We start from the raw sequence: 18,672 nt of genomic DNA, 5'->3' as shown, positions 1-18,672 counted from the left end.
CAACAGGAGGCTGAGCTTTCAACCAAGGAGAATTATCATGCAAACATTGATTCTGGGTTCCTATGTTCTGATCTGGCCCGCTATCACCCTGGGCATGCTGGGCCTTATCGGCCACGCGGTATTGCGCGACTTTCGCGAAGCCAAACGCTCAAACAGCGATATGGTGTAAAACTCTCTTTAAACTCGTTCAGGGGAGCTGTCAGGCTCCCCGACGGGTCGCAATGCCGCACTGGCATCCTGGCGCATGCTTTCTGCCAGATCCTGAGCCAGCTGCAGCCGGCGTAGTATCCAGGGCTCCAGGTCATACACGAAGGGGTCACTGAACTCCTCCTGTCCTCCCCAGTTCAATCGGCTGAATGCCGGTGTTTCCGCAGCTATCGCCCCGTCTTGCAGTGTTCTTCTGATCTCCTCGGCCGCCGCTTGCAGGGTGGGCTGGATATTGCTCTGATCTTCGTCCCGACGCATCAACAGCATGGTTTTCACCGTGGTCAACTGAGCCAGTAACTGGTAACCATGACTGAGCAGGCTTTCCAGTGGCTCCAATGCGGGGCGCACTGCACGGGGTTCGGCCAGTGATCTTCGTGTCGCCTGCACCAACGCTGACAGACTGTCATAGGCTTCTTTGCGCGCCAGCCGCCATTCCAGTTCGGGTTCGTCGTCCACTGCTGTGAACTGGCGCAGGTTCAGGGCGATCTCTGCGTGCCGGGCCTGCGCCTGCAAGGTGCGGTTGACCAGCGAGGGAATCTGGTTGCGTTCCCAGGAGGGCAGCACATAGCTGAAAGCCCAGGCGATGCCGACCCCGATAAAGGTATCGGCGATGCGCTCCAACACGTTGAACATGGGTGCATCCACGGCACTGATCAGGTGCGCCTGAACCAGGCTCAATACGGTGGCGGATACCGCAGTGACGATATAGCGCTTGATGGCAAAGGAGTGCGAGACCGCCTGGGCGAGCGGTACTATGACCAACAGCAGCAGGGGCGGAGCCTGGGTGGATAATATTGCCCCGGCCAGCAAACAGCCCAGAATAGTCCCGGCAACACGATTGTTGCGTCGTTCCAGAGTCTGCGACAGGCTCCCGCGCAGCACCACCACTATGGTGACCAGAATCCAGTAGCCGTGAGTGCTCCACGGCATCGCCAATGACAGAAAGTAACCAGCCCCGACCGCCAGCGCAGCGCGCATAGCATGGCGCAGTGGCGGAGCATCCCAGCGCCATAGCACCATCACCGGGCGCAGCGACCAACTGGTCGGGCTGACAAACAATTTCCACGCCGTGCGTACCGCAGCCAGATCCGGCTCGACCTTGCCCCTGGCCAATCGGTTGATCCGCAAAATCTCGTCATTGATATTGCCTACCCGGTTGGTCAGTCCGCGCAACAGTATGATCAATGACGGCGTAGGTCCGACCTCCTCGCGGGCCATCGTCTGGGGCATGCGATTCAGCGCCGCCAGAGCCGGACGCCAATCGGTCAGTGGAGCTGGTTGCCTGCTCAGCAGCAGGGCATCGGCATGTCGATCCAGCTCATCAGCCATCTGGTCAAGGAGCTTGTGCATCTCGGTCAGGACCGAGGCCGCCTCCGGGCGGGATTTGACCAGATCAAGATCCAACTCGCTGGCCAACAGGTGATCACGTATTTCGAGGATGTTGATCAGTATTGCTGCCCGCTGTTGCCGGCGAGCTGTGCGTGGTGACTCCAGCAGCAGGTCACGCGCAGCCTGTAATTGCTCGGCCAGCAGCGCTTGTTGTTGCATCAACGCGGCGGCCTGGAGCGTGTCGGTTGTAGGGTCAAAGCGATCGGCCTGAATGCGCATGAGACGGCTCAGAGCCAGCATCGACTGAGCCAGCAGCTGGGCACGGTAACGGCTATTGAGCAGCGCATTGGCGGCGGTGGCGTACAGCACATAACACAGGGATCCGGACACAAAATACAGGCAGGTAGTCAGCAGGCTGCCGCCGTTCGATTGTTTCGAAACGGCCATGGAAAAGGTCATGGCGAACATGATCGAAATGATGATTGGCAGTCCGCGCTGCCCCCAGGCACCGGCGAGAAAAGCAAAGAAGGTAGCGGGCACCAGCAACAGCCCGAGATACAACGGCTGGTCCTGCAGCATCTGCACACCGGCGAACAAAGGCAACCCGAGAATCGCTGCCGGTAACAGACTGGCGAACTTGCCGCGGCGGGGCAAGGCGTGGTCAGGGGGAACACAGACAATGGCACCCACGGCCATCACCGATGCGGCAAACTGGCCGAGCAGCAGATAGGCGGTGCCGGAAATCAGCATCAGCCCGAGACCGGCAGACACCCCCGTGGTGACGTAGGAGCTCAATAATACCCGCAGCGCGTTCGCCAGCCTCTCTTTCATATGTCCGTCCCTACTGATGAGCCATCATACGAGCATAGACGGGACGGCACGTGAAAGAGACACAGCTCTGGCGGAACTTCCAGGGGGTTAATAATACCTTGCGGGTGCAAAAGACCATTATCTACGAGGGTATGAAACACCCGTTAATCGCATCTAATTGAATAATAAGGATTTATATAGCGGCATGGAACTTGCTTTTGTATAGACACACCTTTAGTAACGAGGAATTACCATGAGTATCAAGTCTTCCGGTGTCTATTTCGCCCTGGCGTTGGGCGCCTTGACCCTCAGCACGCCTCTGGTTGCGGCGACCAGCACCAATGATGTGCATGATCACGACAGTCACGCAGTTCATGCGAACGAAGGTCATGTGCTTTATCTGAATGACGGTCAGCCTTGGGGTACCGATGAGCCGTTACGTGAGGCCATGGGCAAGCTGCGCGGCAGGGTGCGCGCGTCACTGGATGATATCCATACCGGCAATTTCGCTGACAGTGCTTTCGATAGTCTGGCTGCAACAATCAATGGCCAGGTGGCTTACATGATCGAGAACTGCGGGCTGGAAGGGGAGGCTGATGCTCAGTTGCATATCCTGATTACTCAGCTGATGGCCGGCGCCAGTGCCATGGAAGGCGCCACCGAAGATTCCCGCACCAGTGGTGCAGTCAAGGTCGTTGGTGCCTTGAACAACTACGCGACCTATTTCGGTGATGAGAGCTTCGAGCCGATCGAGCACTGATCTGTCAATTACTCAATCGGATGGGCAGAGGACGGTGCAGGGGCGTTAGCCCCTGTGGAAGAACTCACTCAGATCCTGGAGCATTCTCGAGGTTACATCCAAGGGCCGGTTCTGAAAGTCGCTCCGACAATGACGAAGGCGACGCTGAGCAGGGTGATCAAGCGGATGCGCAATGCCATGGTCGGCAGGGTGTCGGCAGACAGCTTGGGGATCACTCGCAGTCGGGCATCCATCGCCACGGCTAATGTGAGTGCCAGCAGGGTCAGTTTCAGCAGGATGAGCCGGGTGATGAAGTTGTCGGCAGCAAACCATGTGGAGATATCCGGCATCAGGGTATGCGCCAGCCATAGTCCGGACAGCACCTGAATCACCAGGGCCGACATGCCCCATTTTTCGTAAGCCGACTCGAAGGCCAGCAGATCGGCGACCGACCGCTCACGCAGGATCTTCGGCAATAATGCCAACGCCAGTACCAGGTGTCCGCCGGTCCAGACCGTGGCGGACAGAATGTGCAGCACCAGGACATACTTGTACATGACAGCTCCTTTGAAGCTTTACAGAATCTTTAACGACGGCATTCAGCGACCCTGGGTTCTCAAACTCTCGCTGGAGGACGACGCTGCCCTGTCTTCGGCTCGCCCGGGGCGCGGGGCTGAAAAGTCGTTCTCGGAAAACACCTCGGTGAGAATCGCCTGCTCGATGAAGTTGCGCTCGCCAGCCTTGGCCGGAATCCGGACCGTGAGATGGATCTCCCCGGCGACAGGGACCTGGATGGTTACCCGAGGGTCAACCGACGGCATTACCAGTCCGCGCTGGCTACCGATCTTGCTCATATAGCGGCGTACCAGCTCCAGATACGGCTGACAATGATGGTCGGCTGCAATCTGTAGTGCTTGTTGCGCGGCCTGCCAGTTGTCTTCACGTTTGAAGGGCACGGTGAATACATGAAAGTCATAATGCGTGGTGAAACTTTCATTGATCACCGGCTCGGATACAAACAGCGCGTTGGGGATGACAATACGGCGGCCGGTGCGTTGGTGCAGGTGCTTGCCGGGGCCTACTTCGAGAATAGTCGTTGCCAACAGGCTCTGGTCGATCACGTCACCGCGCAGGTCCTTTATCTGGATACGGTCGCCCAGTACAAAGGAGCGCGAGCCGCTCTTGAGAATCGAGCCGGTGAAGCAGAGTATCAGCTCCTTGGTCGCCACCACGAAAGCCACGGCGATAGCAACGATGGACAGCGCCAGGGTACGCAGCTCCTCGCCCCAGATCATCACCAGCCCGAGCATCAACAGCAATAGAAATCCGTTACGCGAATTGACCAGCCATTTGCCACGCAGCTCCGGCGAATTCACCGTGCGTTGTATGAAGCGTGTCGTCAGCGCCCGCAGGATGATGACAGTCACTATCAGGATGGCCGAGCTGGCCAGCAGGCTCAGCACGGCATCAGAGATGACAAAATTGTCAGGCAACCAATCCACATTTTCAAACATCTATCTCATCCTCGATCAATCAGGCAGAGATGATCTGCTGTCACCGGTTCATCGTCAATCGTCGGTTAGGAATTGACCTGCATGAAGGCACGTAAATGCGGAGCCTCTGATGGTCGATTGATATGTTACGGCCATGCTTTGGCCACTCACTCGAAAGAGTGGTTTTCAATAATGGCATATTGTCACCTTATATCGGGTATTAGTTCAAGATCACCAGGCTTATAACAAAGAACATTGTTCGCTTAACCCATGTGGGTGAACTTGCTTGTGGGCCGTTGACGCTCTCTGAGACAGATCAAATACTTCATCGCTGTTGATGGCAGTTCTCATCCGGGACATCAACTTCACGCGTTATATGTAATTAACAATAATCCTGAATAAGTCTTTCCTGGAGTAATAATGATCAATAAGAACTTACCCAGCTCGCTGCTCTCCATGCTGGCAGCAGGCGCCCTTATGCTGTCCACTTCTGCATTTGCAACCAACCCACCGGTCGACGACCCGAGCGATCCAGGTGGAGCTTACGAACGAGGTCCGGACCCGACGGTTTCCTTCCTTGAAGCCTCTAGTGGGCCTCACAGCGTGCGCACCAGCAACGTGTCGAGTTTGACCAGCGGCTTCGGGGGCGGCACCATTCATTATCCTACAGGCACCTCCGGAACCATGGCTGCCATTGTGGTGATTCCGGGTTTTGTATCTGCCGAGTCTTCCATCGACTGGTGGGGGCCGAAACTGGCGTCTCACGGCTTCGTGGTGATGACCATCGATACCAATACGGGTTTTGACCAGCCGCGGAGCCGTGCCCGTCAGATCAATAATGCTTTGGATTATCTGGTTGACCAGAACTCCAGTCGCCTCAGTCCGGTGAATGGCATGATCGATACCGATCGGCTGGGCGTGATCGGCTGGTCCATGGGCGGTGGCGGCACATTGCGCGTAGCCAGCCAGGGCCGTATCAAGGCAGCCATTCCGCTGGCGCCATGGGATACCGCGCGCGCCAGTGGAGTACAGGCTCCGACGCTGATCTTCGCTTGCGAATCCGACCTTATCGCGCCGGTGCGCAGTCATGCTTCGCCGTTCTATAACCAGCTGCCGAATGACATCGACAAGGCTTATGTCGAGATTGACGGCGGCTCGCACTACTGCGCCAATGGCGGCGGGTTCAACAATGATGTACTCAGCCGTATGGGCGTATCCTGGATGAAGCGTTTCCTGGATAACGATACGCGCTATAGCCAGTTCCTGTGCGGTCCGAATCATGAATCCGACCGCAATATCTCCGAATACCGTGGCAATTGCCCGTACTGATGGAATGACCTGAGCAGGTGGCCGATCTGCAATGTCAGGTCGGCCTTGCTGTTATCTGCTTGCTGATCAGGCTGCGGTTTCGGCCGCAGCAATCGGCGCCTGGAAACGTCGCAGTCGCAGCGCATTGCCGAGTACGAAGACACTCGACAGCGCCATAGCTCCAGCGGCGAAGATCGGTGACAGCAGCAGGCCATAGACCGGATACAGCACCCCGGCAGCAACCGGAATCAAGGCTGTGTTGTAGGCGAAGGCCCAGAAGAGATTCTGCCGGATGTTGCCGATAGTGGCCTTGGACAGGGCTATGGCGTTGGGTACACCGTTCAGGTTGCCGGACATCAACACCACATCCGCTGCTTCCATCGCTACATCGGTACCCGTTCCTATCGCGAGCCCAACATCGGCCTCAGCCAAAGCCGGCGCGTCATTGATGCCGTCGCCAACAAACGCCAGGCAGCCATGCTCGGCCTTCAGGCGGCGCACAGCATCAACCTTACCCTCGGGCAACACTTCGGCCACCACCTCGTCGATACCCAGCTGGCGGGCAATGGCCTGGGCGGTGCGTTCGTTATCGCCGGTGATCATGGCAACTTGCAGCCCCAGATCGTGCAACGCGGCAATGGCGCCGGGGGTGCTTGCCTTGATCGGATCGGCGACCGCCGCGATGGCGGCGAGGCGTCCGTCGATGGCGGCATACAAGGGGGATTTACCCTCGTCACCGAGACGCTCCGCAGTCTGTGCAAAGACCTCCACGCTCAATCCCAGTTCACGCATGTAACGATCGGCACCGATCTCCACCCGTGCGCCGTCGACATCGGCACGCACACCGAAGCCCGTGACCGATTTGAAGTTGCTCAACGTTGGCAGGCTCAGGCCTTCTTGTTCGGCAGCATCCACCAGCGCACGGGCGATCGGGTGCTCCGAGCGGCTTTCGACGGCTGCGATCCGTGCCAGTACCTGGGCGCGCTCAAAGCCGGCCGAGGTTTCCAGGTCGGTCAGGGCGGGGCGGCCTTCGGTCAAGGTGCCGGTCTTGTCCACGGCCACGATCTTGGCATCTTTTAACAGCTGCAGAGCTTCTCCCTTGCGAAACAGCACCCCCAACTCCGCGCCGCGACCGGTGCCGACCATGATCGAGGTGGGCGTGGCCAGGCCCATGGCGCAAGGACAGGCAATGATCAGCACGGCCACAGCATTGACCAGAGCGAAGGTTAACGCAGGGGAGGGGCCGACAATCAGCCAGATGACGAAGGTCAGTGCCGCAGCCAGCATGACCGCGGGTACGAACCACATGGTCACCTTGTCTACCAGCCCCTGAATCGGCAGCTTGGAGCCCTGAGCCTGCTCGACCAGGCGAATGATCTGTGCCAGCACGGTCTGGCCGCCGACGGCGGTGGCCCGCAGAGCAAAGGCGCCGGTCTGGTTGACGGTGCCGCCCACCACCGGGTTGCCAGCCGACTTGCTGACGGGTACGGGTTCGCCGGTGATCATCGATTCATCAACATAGCTCTGCCCTTCGACGACCTCGCCATCGACCGGTACACGCTCGCCGGGTCGCACTTCGACCACATCACCCGGGGCGACTTCGCCGACGGCTATATCCAGCGTGCTGCCGTCGCGTCGTACCCGTGCGGTTCTGGCCTGCAGGCCGACGAGCCGCTGGATGGCCTCGGAGGTGCGCCCCTTGGCGCGGGCTTCGAGAAACCGCCCGAGTAGAATCAGCGCCACAATGACTGCTGCGGCTTCGTAGTAGACGTTGACTGTACCGGCAGGCAGCAGGTCGGCGGCAAATGTCGCAATCACCGAATAGGCATAGGCGGCCATGGTGCCCAGCGCGACCAATGAGTTCATGTCAGGCGCGAGACGCAGCAGCGCCGGGAAACCGGTGCGGTAGAAACGCCGGCCGGGCCCGGCCAGCACCAGGGTGGTCAGGATGAACTGCAGATACCAGCTCCACTGCAGGCCGATGGTACGCATGATCAGCTCGTGCACCCCCGGCACCATATGCGAGCCCATCTCAATAACGAACACCGGCAATGCCAGCATGGCAGCAGTGATGAGATCGCGCTTGAGTGTGGCGCGTTCTGCGTCCTTTTTCGCAGTAGCTTCTTCGCTGACATCACCGTCCAGTGCGTCGATGACCTGCGCCGAATAGCCGGCGTTTTTAATGGCGGCGACCAGTGTATCGGCGGCGGCGCTGCCATGCACCGTGACACGCTCCGTGGCCAGGTTGACCCTCGCTTCCAAGACGCCCGGCACGGCCTTGAGTGCGCGCTCGACCCGCGCGACGCAGGAAGCGCACGTCATGCCTTCGATAGTCAGCTCGATAGTGCTGGCAGGCACACTATAGCCGGCCTTCTCGACTGCCTGCACCAGTGCAGTGCGGTCAACCTGGCGGGTAAGGCGGATATTCGCCCGTTCCGTGGCAAGATTGACCGCGACCGCACCGACGCCCTCGACCTTGCCAAGGGCGGCTTCCACGCGACCGACGCAGGAGGCGCAGCTCATGCCTTCGATAGGCAGGCTGATCGCTGTTGCGGCGGGGTCGCCAGTGATTGACGCGCTCATGGTTTGCCTCCTGGCCTGAATGGATTCAATACAGATGCAGGCTAAACCTTCCCATCATGGCAAGGTCAAGCCATCAGGCCCGGAGTGTATCGCTACAACATCAGCGACAGAAGCCGAAACCACTGGTATCGAAGTGGAAATGGTTTTCGTGTGGCTGGTTGTAGTCCGGGCCGAGCACGGTACCGAAGTAGCCGCAGGCTGCATCATGGGTTTCCTTGAGAAAGGCCGACTTGGCTGGCGCCTCGTCATCAGCCCAATGGCTCAGAACCGAAACCTGTTGGCCGTTCTCGAAGCGAAAAGCTGCGACATCGAAGGCACCTGCGGTGGCATGCTGACTGCGGCGCGCGCCTTCACGATGGTAGATATTGCGGCAGGCAAAACTGCCGAAGTGATCTACCTGTATCAAGGCGCTGCCGAGATGCTGTTGCGCCAGCGGCTGCAGTTGCTGGCGCTCGAACATCACCCAGGCCACCGCCAGTGGGCAGGTTATGGTGAACGTGGAACTGAAGCGCACGCCGGTATTACTGACTCGCACGACATTGGTCAATGGGCAGCCGGCAACGGGCGTATAATCTTCCAGCGCCAGATAATCGATCGCTCCCTCCGGCGCCGCCTCCAGCACGGCCAGACACTGCTGAGGATCATCCTTGATTCGCCCCAGTTTCCATTTGGTTACCAGCGTCATGGGGTGCTCGATGGCGAGAGGCTCTAGGGGATGCCACTCAGGTGGAATATACTCCCAGGGTCGAGTCAACACCGCGCCGGCGACGACCGCCAGAAACAACAGCCATTTGATGATGCGCGAGAGAGTGGAACTCAACAGGATAGGCCTCCCAGCATTAGGCAATGTAATACGGCAGGTGCCGCATCCTGCCAACCAAGATAGCAGGTCGAACGGAGCGACGGCGGCAACCTCAGGTACAGCTGGCGCGGAGTCCGAGGGCTTCCGGCTCCCCTGAACGGGTGTAATTCTGCTATGGTTGCCGGCCTGTTCTGGCATCTGGCTCACGGAAATCCTGCATGACCCCCGATCCGATTCATTTCGCAGGCTCCGATACATTGAGCCTGCGCCAACTTGACGAGCTGAATGGGCTATCCAAGGGCACCAGCTTTCGCTGGTTCAAGGCGTGTGAGGCTGAGCTGAGCGAGGGGGTGGATTATTTCTATCTACCAGCCGATGAATTTCCAGAGCTGATCGACAGCCTCAAGGCCTCGGGACAGATCTATGCCAGTACCCGGCATCTGTTGCTACTGACCCGCCGTGGTTACGAATGCATGCGCGCCCGGTCGACGCGCTGAAATAAGGATCCAGAATGCTCATCGAGCTATTCGCAGTAATGGCGCCTGTGTTGATTGTCGCCGGTATCGGCTTTGGCTGGGCGCGCTCCGGCCAGCCTTATCCCACCGAGTTCGTCACCCGCCTGGTGCTCAATGTCAGTACGCCTTGCCTGGTGCTGTCGACCTTGAGTCGCGCGGAGGTGGATCTGCAGGTGTTCGGTCAGATGGCACTGGCCTGCGTGGTGATCTGCGTCATCATGGCGATGATCGGCTGGGTATTGAGCCGGGCGATCAACTCCGATCCCAAGGTACTGGTACCGGCCTACATGTTTCCCAACACCGGCAACATGGGCTTGCCGATCAGCCTGTACGCCTTCGGTGAACCGGGGCTGGCATTGGCTGTGGCTTTCTTCGTGGTGTTGTCGGTGGGGCATTTCACTGTCGGCATGATGCTGTCCGGCGCGGCACAGTCCTGGCGGCGATTGCTACTCAACCCGGTCATCATCAGCTTGGGCGTGGCGCTGGCGGTATTGATGCTGGACCTGCAGTTACCACGCTGGGTTGCCAACACCGTCGATCTGCTGGGCAGTATGAGCATTCCGATGATGCTGCTGACCCTGGGGGTGTCGCTGGCCAGCATTCGCCCGAAACAGGTGGGGAAGGGCATGTTGCTTGGGGGCTTTCGTATTCTGTGCGGCGCCGCCATCGGCTGGGGTATAGCCCTGGCGCTGGATCTGCCACCGCTGGCTCAAGGGGTGCTGGTGCTGCAGTCGGCGATGCCGGTGGCAGTCTTCAACTATCTGTTCGCGGTAAAGGCCAATCGCTCACCGGAAACTGTCGCCAGTCTGGTTATCTGCTCGACGCTGTTGTCCTTCCTGCTGATCCCCCTGCTGCTGATCTGGTGGTTGCCGGCGGCGGGGTGAAACCCCACCGCTGTTCCTGTCAGATTTCGCGGGCGTGGGCTTGCGCAGCGAGCTTGCCGGCATCTACCCGCACAAAGGTCGAGTCGCCTATGGCAGTCAGCACATCGCCAGCGTAGATCTCACAGATGATACGGCTCTTGCGACCCAGCGGACCATCCACCCGGGCCCGCAGCGTCAACTCCACACCCATCGGGGTTGGCTTGATGTACTTGATACCCAGCTCGCCGGTAACGCAATTGATCTCTGTCGGTTGCTTGCCATCGGCCTGCTCGGCGCGCAGATGATAGGCCATCGCCGTCCAGTTGGAATGACAATCCACCAGCATGGCGAGCAGACCGCCATACACCAGATCCGGCCAACCGCAGTACTTTGCCTCCGGCAGATGCCGGGCGATTACATGGACATCATCGGCATCCCAAAAGCTTTTGATCTGTAGCCCATGGGGGTTGTCGCCACCGCAGCCGTAACAGACGCCGTGGGGTGAAAGGAGATCTTGCAGAGCGGTATCTGTCATGGAATGCCTTGTTCTTATTGAATAATCAAAGCGGTATTGTGCCCTTATTCAATATGGCTTTCCATACGCCGAAAGTTCAGGCGGTGGCGTGCTGACTCCTTTCAGGAGTCAATTCTGGCCATGGCCTGACGAATCGAGGCTGCATCTGTGGGACGCACCAGTCGTTCGACTTCTTCACCATCACGCATGAATATCAACGTTGGCCAGAGCTTTACACGGAAGGATCGGCCCAAGGGGCGACCGGGACCATCCTCAATTTTCAGATGCCGCAGATCGGGGTGCTCATCAAAGGCCGACGCAAGATGCGGTTGCGCGGCTTTGCAGTGGCCGCACCAATCGGTACCAAATTCAATCAGCGTGGGCCCTTTGAGTATGTCGATTTCTGCGCGGGGTGGTTCTTGATCTGTGTAGGAGCTGTTCATGGTCATATTCCTGATTCTCCACCTGATAGTCGTAGGTGATCTACTTTCTCTTTCGCCGCAAACGATCCAGCAGTACACCGCGGTCTCGCCATTCAGCGATCTGACGTTCCAGGAACAGGAGATATGTGCGTCGTCGTGCTCGTCGTCTGCGAGATTTCTGACGCATTCGAGAGCGTCGTACTCTTGCCATGTTGCTTACCTTGTCGCCAATGAGGAAATGTTCATTCGTCGGAGCACGCGATGGAAGTGCGCCCTGCGGGGCTGCCCGCAGGGGTGTGGCACCCTTAACGTTCTTTGATCTCCCGCACGTCTTCCTGTTGAATCTGGTTTTCCCGCCCACTGTGATCCTCATATTCAATCATACCGGTATCATCATCGATTTCCGGCTTCTCGTCTGCTTCGATGATCTGTCCGTCGCTGGTGCGGATAAGGTGATCATTGGAACAGCCGACCAGAGCAAACATGCCGGTGATGCAAAACGCGGCGATTAACCATTTCTTCATGTCTTCAATCCTCTTGTTTGCGTCATCTTTCAGTGCGAGTACAGCGTTTTTGACATGAATCAGGCCCGACCGGTTCCGGTTGTTTTCCCCGAGCATAAAAAACCCCGCACAAGGCGGGGTTCTTCACTGATTACGGATAATCAGATTTCGGTCACCGGAATGCTTGCAGCTGCTTTCTGGTAGGACTCGATTTCGTTGAAGTTCATGTAGCGGTAGACCTCGGCAGACATGCTGTTGAGATCCGCTGCGTAGTCCATGTATTCCTCAACGCTCGGCAGGCGGCCAAGGATGGCAGCAACCGAGGCCAGTTCAGCAGAGGCCAGGAAGACGTCGGCGCCATCACCCAGACGGTTCGGGAAGTTCCGTGTGGAGGTGGAGACGGCAGTCGATTTGGCTGCGATGCGAGCCTGGTTACCCATGCACAGCGAGCAGCCGGGCATTTCCAGGCGAGCACCGGCCTTGCCGTAGATGCCGTAGTAGCCTTCTTCGGTGAGCATCCACTGGTCCATCTTGGTCGGCGGAGCCAGCCACAGACGTGTCGGCAGAGCGTCCTTGTTCTTCTCCAGCAGTTTACCGGCGGCGCGGAAGTGACCGATGTTGGTCATGCACGAACCGATGAAGACTTCGTCGATCTTGCGACCGACAACGTCGGACAGCAGACGAGCGTCGTCAGGGTCGTTCGGCGCACACAGGATAGGCTCATTGATTTCAGCCAGATCGATTTCGATGATCTCCGAGTACTCGGCATCGGCGTCAGCTTGCATCAGCTCCGGGTTGGCCAGCCAGGCTTCCATGGCCTGAGCGCGGCGCTCCAGGGTGCGTGCGTCATCATAGCCTTCAGCGATCATCCAGCGCAGCAGGGTGATGTTGGACTTCAGGTATTCGGCGATGACATCTTCCGGCAGCTTGATGGTGCAACCAGCTGCGGAGCGTTCGGCGGAGGCGTCGGACAGCTCGAAAGCCTGTTCAACAGTCAGATCGTTCAGACCTTCGATTTCGAGAATACGGCCGGAGAAGATGTTCTTCTTGCCTTTTTTCTCAACGGTCAGCAGGCCTTTCTGAATCGCGTAGTAAGGGATCGCATGCACCAGATCACGCAGGGTGATGCCGGGCTGCATTTTGCCCTTGAAGCGCACCAGTACCGACTCCGGCATGTCCAGCGGCATGACGCCGGTAGCTGCGGCGAAGGCAACCAGACCGGAACCGGCCGGGAAGGAAATGCCCATCGGGAAACGGGTGTGCGAGTCGCCACCGGTACCGACGGTATCGGGCAGCAGCATACGGTTCAGCCAGCTGTGGATGATGCCGTCGCCAGGACGCAGCGCAACACCACCACGGTTGTGGATGAAGTCGGGCAGGGTGTGGTGGGTGTTGACGTCGATCGGCTTCGGATAGGCCGCAGTGTGGCAGAAGGATTGCATGACCAGATCAGCGGAGAAGCCCAGGCAAGCCAGGTCTTTCAGCTCATCACGGGTCATCGGGCCAGTGGTGTCCTGGGAACCGACGGTGGTCATCTTGGGTTCGCAGTAGGTGCCAGGGCGAACGCCTTCGACGCCGCAGGCCTTGCCGACCATCTTCTGTGCCAGGGTGAAACCCTTGGTGCTTTCGGCAGGCGCTTCAGGCTTGCGGAACAGATCGGAACCGCCGAGACCCAGTTCAGCACGGGCCTTTTCGGTCAGACCACGGCCGATGATCAGCGGAATACGGCCACCGGCGCGTACTTCGTCGAGCAACACCTGAGTCTTCAGTTCGAAGGTGGTGATGACTTCGTCAGTGCCGTGCTTGCAGACCTTGCCTTCGTACGGGTAGACGTCGATGGCGTCGCCCATGTTCAGGTCGTTGCAGTCGAACTCGATCGGCAGGGCGCCAGCGTCTTCCATGGTGTTGTAGAAGATCGGGGCGATCTTGGTGCCGAAGCAGAAACCACCGGCGCGCTTGTTCGGCACGTTGGGGATGTCGTCACCGAAGAACCACAGCACCGAGTTGGTGGCGGACTTGCGCGAGGAACCGGTACCGACCACATCGCCGACATAGGCAACCGGCAGACCCTTGGCTTTCATGGCTTCGATCTGCTGCAGCGGACCGGTCACACCGGGCTCGGCCGGCTCGATGCCTTCGCGGGCCATTTTCAGCATGGCCAGAGCGTGCAGCGGGATGTCGGGGCGCGACCAGGCATCCGGAGCTGGAGACAGGTCGTCGGTGTTGGTTTCGCCAGGTACCTTGAATACGGTCAGGCTGATCTTTTCTTCAACGGCTGGGCGGTTGGTGAACCACTCGCCCTCAGCCCAGGACTGCAGAACGGCTTTGGCATGCGGGTTGCCATTTTTTGCGCGCTCGGCAACGTCGTGGAAGGCGTCGAACATCAGCAGGGTGTGCTTGAGCTGTTCGGCAGCGGTGGCCGCCAGTTCTTCGTTGTCCAGCAGCTCCACCAGAGTGGCAATGTTGTAGCCGCCCTGCATGGTGCCCAGCAGTTCGACAGCACGAACCTTGTTCAGCAGCGGGGAGGTGGCTTCACCTTTGGCGACAGCAGACAGGAACGCAGCTTTGACGTACGCAGCTTCATCCACACCCGCCGGAATACGGTTGGCGAGCAGATCAAGCAGGAATTCTTCTTCGCCGGCCGGCGGGTTTTTCAGCAGATCAACCAGACCAGCGGTTTGTTCGGCATTAAGCGGCTGAGGCACGACGCCTTGTGCGGCGCGTTCTTCAACGTGTTTGCGATAGGCTTCAAGCACAATAATTACCCTCATCAGTCTGTTCCGTTTGTGACGGAACGGTCATCCTCACGGACCTAGGATGCCGAAAATAGGGATGGGTGCAAGCGCAGGCCCGATCTGGTGGGGGGCAACCTGGTGTACTGGGGTAACAGAATACGGGTTGCGGGCAAACGCCTGTACACAGCACTTACGGCGGGCAGAATTCTACAGCAAGAGGCGGGTAAAGTTAAGGCGAGAGATATTGCGACCTTGGTCTCGGGTCATACGGCGCTGCGATATGACTGATTGCGGCCCGCCGTATTCGACAGGCCGTGCGTGGTCATTTCTCCAGCAGGTCTTCCAGGTGGGCGATCATGTCATCCGGTTTGAGCACCAGAACGTCACCGCTCAGTTGGTCCAGCACCACCTCCGCTGTGTTGCCGATAAGCGCTCCGGAGATGCCGGTCCGGGCGACGGTGCCGATAACCGTCACGCTGGCGCCGATCTCCTGGGCCACCTTGGGAATCAGCGTATCGGCGGGGCCTTCGTCAATATGCAGATTGGCTTCGCTGATGTTGTACTGATCACGATAGCGTGCGGCCTTGTCGACGTAGATCCTGACGATGTTCTCACGCAGCTGATACACCGGGTTGGCGGCTGAAAGCATGGGGGCCGGATGCGCGCTGATCAGGTGCATCTGGCCGTTGATCATGTCGACGATATCCGCCGCATGGCTGACGATGGTGTCATGCAGAACATGGTGCTGGTCGTCGTGGTTGCCCAGATCGACAGCAGCCAGAACGGCGCCATGCATCCAGGAAGCACTGTTCTTGGCCAGCAGCACAGGTGCTGGGCAGTAGCGCAGCAGCTTCCAGTCGTCCGGCGTCAACAGGGCTCTTTTCAATGGGTTGTCCGGCAGGTGCTGCTTGATAACCAGGCCACAGCCTTCTGCCGTCAATGTACGCACAATGGTATCGGTCAGGTTGGAATGCCATGCCTGGGTGTAGCTTGCTTTGATGCCTGCCGCTTCCAGCCCTGCACAGAGCTCTTCCAGCACGGGTTTGTAATCCTGACGGTTTTCACAAACCAGCAGGTGCAGCTCGGCGCCAATGAAGGCAGCAATCAGTCTTGAACGGACCAGCGCGACGCTCTCTTCGCTGGTCGGGTCGATCACGACCAGTATGCGTTTGATGGCTTGCATGACCTTCTCCCTTTATAGACAAAGCAGTGTTATGCCTTACATATCTATCAATGTAGACGGTTTTTGCCGTTATGCCGTTGACCTGAGTCAACCTCCCTGTGCAGGTCTGACAGAGGTGGGTGGATATCCGTATAATGGCCAGTTGATCAATCTGACTGCGTGAACATATGACACTCCCCGACGAATTGCTCGCTTTCCTGCGGCGCGCTACTCCCGATACCTGGGTGCAACAGGCGCTGCAGTATCCCGAAGAATTGCTGATTGACCATGCCAACTGTGAAAAGAAGGCGGCTTCCACGGCATTGAATCTCATGTTCCGCTATATCGACAAGCCGGACCTGCTGCAGAAGATGTCGCGTCTGGCGCGAGAGGAGCTTCGTCACTTTGAGCAGGTGATCGCATTGATGGGCAAGCGCGGGATAGTCTATCGAGGGCTGTCCGCCAGTCATTACGCTCAACGGCTGCGCCAGCACGTACGCACGGTGGAGCCGGGACGGCTGGTGGATACGCTGATCGTCGGCGCTTTCATCGAGGCGCGTTCCTGCGAGCGCTTCGCCAAACTGGCACCGCATCTGGATGCCGAGCTGGGTGAGCTCTACAAATCACTGCTCAAGTCCGAGGCCCGGCATTATCAGGATTACCTCAAGCTTGCTCGCGATTATGCGGATGAGTCGATCGATGAGCGGATTGCCTTTTTTGCCGAGGTAGAAGCCCAGGCCATCATTGAAAATGATGTGGAATTCCGCTTTCACAGTGGTGCGATTGATTCGGCCGCCTGATCTGTCGCTATACTGCGGGCAGATGACATGATTGAGGATGGTCGATGAGGGTGCGCACAGGATTCAAAAGCAGAGTATGTCTGTCGGCAGCGCTTGTATTGGCGCTGCTCGGAGTCAGTAGTCCGAGCCTGGCTGCCGGCGGAGTCTGTGAGCGCATCGTCGTCACCGGCAATGCGCAGTACCCGCCTGTGCTCTGGGTCGATCCCGATGATTCCAAGCGCCTGGTCGGCGCGGCAGTGGAGCTGCTGGAAAACGCCCTTGAAGGTAGCGGTATCCACGTCGATGTGCTGAATGTCGGCCCTTGGGCCCGAGCCCAGGAAGAAGTGCGCAGTGGTCGGGTGGATATGCTTGCCGGCGCTTTTCTGACGCCGGGTCGCCTGGCCGAGATGGATTATGTCTATCCGCCCTACATGGAGGTGCCGAGCGTCATCTTCGTCAAGCGCGGCAAGGCGTTTCCCTATAGCGGGTGGGATGACTTGCGCGGCAAGCGTGGCAGTTCGTTGGTCAGCAACAGCTTTGGCGCGGCCTTCGATACCTATGCCGCCGACCACCTCGATATCAATACTGTCCCTTCCATCGAGCAATCATTTGAGCTGCTGCTGCGCGACCGCACCGATTACGTTGTCTATGAACGGCATCAGGGCCTGGCGCTGGCTGCGCAGATGAATATTCTTGAGCAGTTGGACGTGCTCGAAGGTTCGTTGATCAACGAGCCGCTGTATTACACCGTATCTCATAACTCGGCCTGCAATTCTCCGGCACTGCGCGCTGCCCTGGCGCAAGGGATGCACCGGATGGTCAGACAGGGCGAGCCGCGCAGGTTGGTGGAAAAATACCGCGACATCTGGAATGACCAGTTCGCGCCGATATCGCAGGAGGAACCGGCGCTGGAATAGAGGTTGAGGTTGACGATCAGCCTTCAATCTGGGCGGATGCTTCTCTTTCCTTGTTCATTTTCCGTTCGAGCTGTTGTGACAGCTCAATGATCTGCTCGCGCATCCAGCGGTTGGCGGGGTCCTGATCGGTGCTTTCGTGCCAGAACAGATGAGTCTGGATCGGCGGAATATCATCGATCGGCAGCTTCACCCAGTGCAGATTATGGCGCAGAGCAAAGCGTTCGCTGACGGTCATGACCATGTCCGTCGACTCCAGTACCAGGGGTGCCATCTGGTAGTGCTGTGAGCGCAGCACCACGCGGCGCTGAATACCCATCTTGCCGAGTGCCAGATCCACGTGACCCAGGCCGTTGCGGCGGCTGGAGATGTGAATATGCGATTGCGCCAGATAGTCATCCAGCGTGATTTTGTCTTTTCCTGCCAGTGGGTGCCCTCTGCGCATGATGCATACATAGCGGTCTTCGAACAGCTTGACGTGGCGCACCTGAGTGTCGGTATTCAATGGCGCATCTATGGCAAAGTCCAAGCGGCCAGCGGCCAGCTCCTTGGTGGTTTCCCGGCGGCGGGTAAGGAAACTGTCGATATTGATGCTCGGTGCCAGGCGCCGGATACGAGCGGCGAGGTGCGGCAGGATCACGGCCTCGGTGAGGTCGGTCATGCTGATGCGGTAGGTCTTGTTCGCCTGGTCGGGGTTGAAGCTGCGACTTTCCTGTACGGAAACGCGCAATAGCTGCAGGGCGTGGCGCACCGGGGTAATGATGTTCTGCGCCATCGGCGTAGGTACCATGCCCTGGGCGGTGCGAACGAACAGTGGGTCATTGAAGGTATCGCGCAGTCTGGCCAGAGCATTGCTCACTGCTGGCTGGGTAATACCGACAATCTGTCCGGCGCGGGTCAGGTTTGCTTCGGTATAGATAGCGTCGAACACAATGAACAGGTTCAGGTCTACTTTACTGAGGTTCATCGCAACATCATCCTTCATCTGGCTCGT

The 18,672-nt window shown here is 58.5% G+C and carries 18 protein-coding genes; 7 read left to right on the top strand and 11 right to left on the bottom strand.

Going from position 1 to position 18,672, the window contains the following annotated elements; translation table 11 throughout:
* Window positions 1-37: 37 nt before the first annotated feature.
* Window positions 38-169, top strand: a complete 132-nt coding sequence (locus tag BLU11_RS19530; protein ID WP_231702293.1) for a putative transporter small subunit — start codon at window positions 38-40, stop codon at window positions 167-169.
* 8 nt (window positions 170-177) lie between these two features.
* On the opposite strand, the gene BLU11_RS08680 is transcribed toward BLU11_RS19530, so the two are convergent.
* Window positions 178-2,367 (bottom strand): FUSC family protein, encoded by a 2,190-nt coding sequence (locus BLU11_RS08680; RefSeq protein ID WP_090272973.1) that lies wholly within the window; start codon window positions 2,365-2,367, stop codon window positions 178-180.
* Window positions 2,368-2,599: 232 nt separating this feature from the next.
* Here BLU11_RS08680 and BLU11_RS08675 point away from each other — a divergent pair, with 232 nt between their 5' ends.
* Complete coding sequence (locus BLU11_RS08675; RefSeq protein WP_090272972.1) at window positions 2,600-3,106, top strand: hypothetical protein; 507 nt, start codon at window positions 2,600-2,602, stop codon at window positions 3,104-3,106.
* 92 nt (window positions 3,107-3,198) lie between these two features.
* Here BLU11_RS08675 and BLU11_RS08670 read toward each other — a convergent pair whose 3' ends face one another.
* Both BLU11_RS08670 and BLU11_RS08665 read right to left on the bottom strand, forming a co-directional pair.
* The gene (locus BLU11_RS08670) at window positions 3,199-3,642 is read right to left on the bottom strand and encodes a CopD family protein (RefSeq protein WP_090272971.1); all 444 of its coding nucleotides are present in this window, start codon (window positions 3,640-3,642) and stop codon (window positions 3,199-3,201) included.
* Window positions 3,643-3,684: 42 nt separating this feature from the next.
* Window positions 3,685-4,599 carry a mechanosensitive ion channel domain-containing protein gene (locus BLU11_RS08665; protein ID WP_090272970.1) on the bottom strand — a complete coding sequence of 305 codons (915 nt, stop codon included), beginning with the start codon at window positions 4,597-4,599 and terminating at the stop codon, window positions 3,685-3,687.
* Window positions 4,600-4,998: 399 nt separating this feature from the next.
* On the opposite strand from BLU11_RS08665, the gene BLU11_RS08660 reads away from it, so the two are divergent.
* Entirely contained in the window at window positions 4,999-5,907 is a 909-nt protein-coding gene (locus tag BLU11_RS08660) for an alpha/beta hydrolase family protein (RefSeq protein WP_090272969.1), read from the top strand.
* Window positions 5,908-5,973: 66 nt separating this feature from the next.
* Here the strand turns inward: BLU11_RS08660 and BLU11_RS08655 are convergent, their stop codons facing one another.
* Together BLU11_RS08655 and BLU11_RS08650 are read right to left on the bottom strand one after the other, a co-directional pair.
* Window positions 5,974-8,469: a heavy metal translocating P-type ATPase gene (locus BLU11_RS08655; RefSeq protein WP_090272968.1), complete on the bottom strand. Its 2,496-nt coding sequence runs from the start codon at window positions 8,467-8,469 to the stop codon at window positions 5,974-5,976.
* A gap of 100 nt (window positions 8,470-8,569) precedes the next feature.
* Window positions 8,570-9,289 carry an extensin-like domain-containing protein gene (locus BLU11_RS08650; RefSeq protein WP_197674266.1) on the bottom strand — a complete coding sequence of 240 codons (720 nt, stop codon included), beginning with the start codon at window positions 9,287-9,289 and terminating at the stop codon, window positions 8,570-8,572.
* Window positions 9,290-9,489: 200 nt separating this feature from the next.
* On the opposite strand from BLU11_RS08650, the gene BLU11_RS08645 reads away from it, so the two are divergent.
* Together BLU11_RS08645 and BLU11_RS08640 are read left to right on the top strand one after the other, a co-directional pair.
* Window positions 9,490-9,768 carry an ORF6N domain-containing protein gene (locus tag BLU11_RS08645; RefSeq protein WP_090272966.1) on the top strand — a complete coding sequence of 93 codons (279 nt, stop codon included), beginning with the start codon at window positions 9,490-9,492 and terminating at the stop codon, window positions 9,766-9,768.
* A 14-nt stretch (window positions 9,769-9,782) separates the two neighbouring features.
* Window positions 9,783-10,670 (top strand): AEC family transporter, encoded by an 888-nt coding sequence (locus BLU11_RS08640; RefSeq protein ID WP_090272965.1) that lies wholly within the window; start codon window positions 9,783-9,785, stop codon window positions 10,668-10,670.
* Between the two features lie 19 nt (window positions 10,671-10,689).
* On the opposite strand, the gene BLU11_RS08635 is transcribed toward BLU11_RS08640, so the two are convergent.
* From BLU11_RS08635 to BLU11_RS08615, 5 genes are all read right to left on the bottom strand, one after another.
* Window positions 10,690-11,184: a PaaI family thioesterase gene (locus BLU11_RS08635; RefSeq protein ID WP_090272964.1), complete on the bottom strand. Its 495-nt coding sequence runs from the start codon at window positions 11,182-11,184 to the stop codon at window positions 10,690-10,692.
* 101 nt (window positions 11,185-11,285) lie between these two features.
* Window positions 11,286-11,606: a thioredoxin family protein gene (locus BLU11_RS08630; protein WP_197674265.1), complete on the bottom strand. Its 321-nt coding sequence runs from the start codon at window positions 11,604-11,606 to the stop codon at window positions 11,286-11,288.
* A 284-nt stretch (window positions 11,607-11,890) separates the two neighbouring features.
* Window positions 11,891-12,109, bottom strand: a complete 219-nt coding sequence (locus BLU11_RS08625) for a YgdI/YgdR family lipoprotein (RefSeq protein ID WP_090276345.1) — start codon at window positions 12,107-12,109, stop codon at window positions 11,891-11,893.
* 140 nt (window positions 12,110-12,249) lie between these two features.
* Window positions 12,250-14,844: a bifunctional aconitate hydratase 2/2-methylisocitrate dehydratase gene (gene acnB / locus BLU11_RS08620; protein WP_090276344.1), complete on the bottom strand. Its 2,595-nt coding sequence runs from the start codon at window positions 14,842-14,844 to the stop codon at window positions 12,250-12,252.
* Window positions 14,845-15,145: 301 nt separating this feature from the next.
* Window positions 15,146-16,006: a universal stress protein gene (locus BLU11_RS08615; protein WP_090272962.1), complete on the bottom strand. Its 861-nt coding sequence runs from the start codon at window positions 16,004-16,006 to the stop codon at window positions 15,146-15,148.
* A gap of 167 nt (window positions 16,007-16,173) precedes the next feature.
* Here BLU11_RS08615 and miaE point away from each other — a divergent pair, with 167 nt between their 5' ends.
* Together miaE and BLU11_RS08605 are read left to right on the top strand one after the other, a co-directional pair.
* On the top strand, window positions 16,174-16,785 hold the full coding sequence (gene miaE, locus BLU11_RS08610) for a tRNA-(ms[2]io[6]A)-hydroxylase (protein ID WP_090272961.1): 612 nt from the start codon (window positions 16,174-16,176) through the stop codon (window positions 16,783-16,785).
* Between the two features lie 44 nt (window positions 16,786-16,829).
* Window positions 16,830-17,681 (top strand): substrate-binding periplasmic protein, encoded by an 852-nt coding sequence (locus BLU11_RS08605; protein WP_090272960.1) that lies wholly within the window; start codon window positions 16,830-16,832, stop codon window positions 17,679-17,681.
* 16 nt (window positions 17,682-17,697) lie between these two features.
* Here BLU11_RS08605 and BLU11_RS08600 read toward each other — a convergent pair whose 3' ends face one another.
* Window positions 17,698-18,645 (bottom strand): LysR family transcriptional regulator, encoded by a 948-nt coding sequence (locus BLU11_RS08600; RefSeq protein ID WP_090272959.1) that lies wholly within the window; start codon window positions 18,643-18,645, stop codon window positions 17,698-17,700.
* Between the last annotated feature and the right edge of the window lie 27 nt (window positions 18,646-18,672).

The organism is Halopseudomonas litoralis (assembly GCF_900105005.1).
GTDB classification, from domain to species: Bacteria; Pseudomonadota; Gammaproteobacteria; order Pseudomonadales; family Pseudomonadaceae; genus Halopseudomonas; species Halopseudomonas litoralis.
The sequence above is the reverse complement of the archived record's forward strand: the minus strand, read 5'-3'. Positions and strand labels throughout refer to the sequence as shown.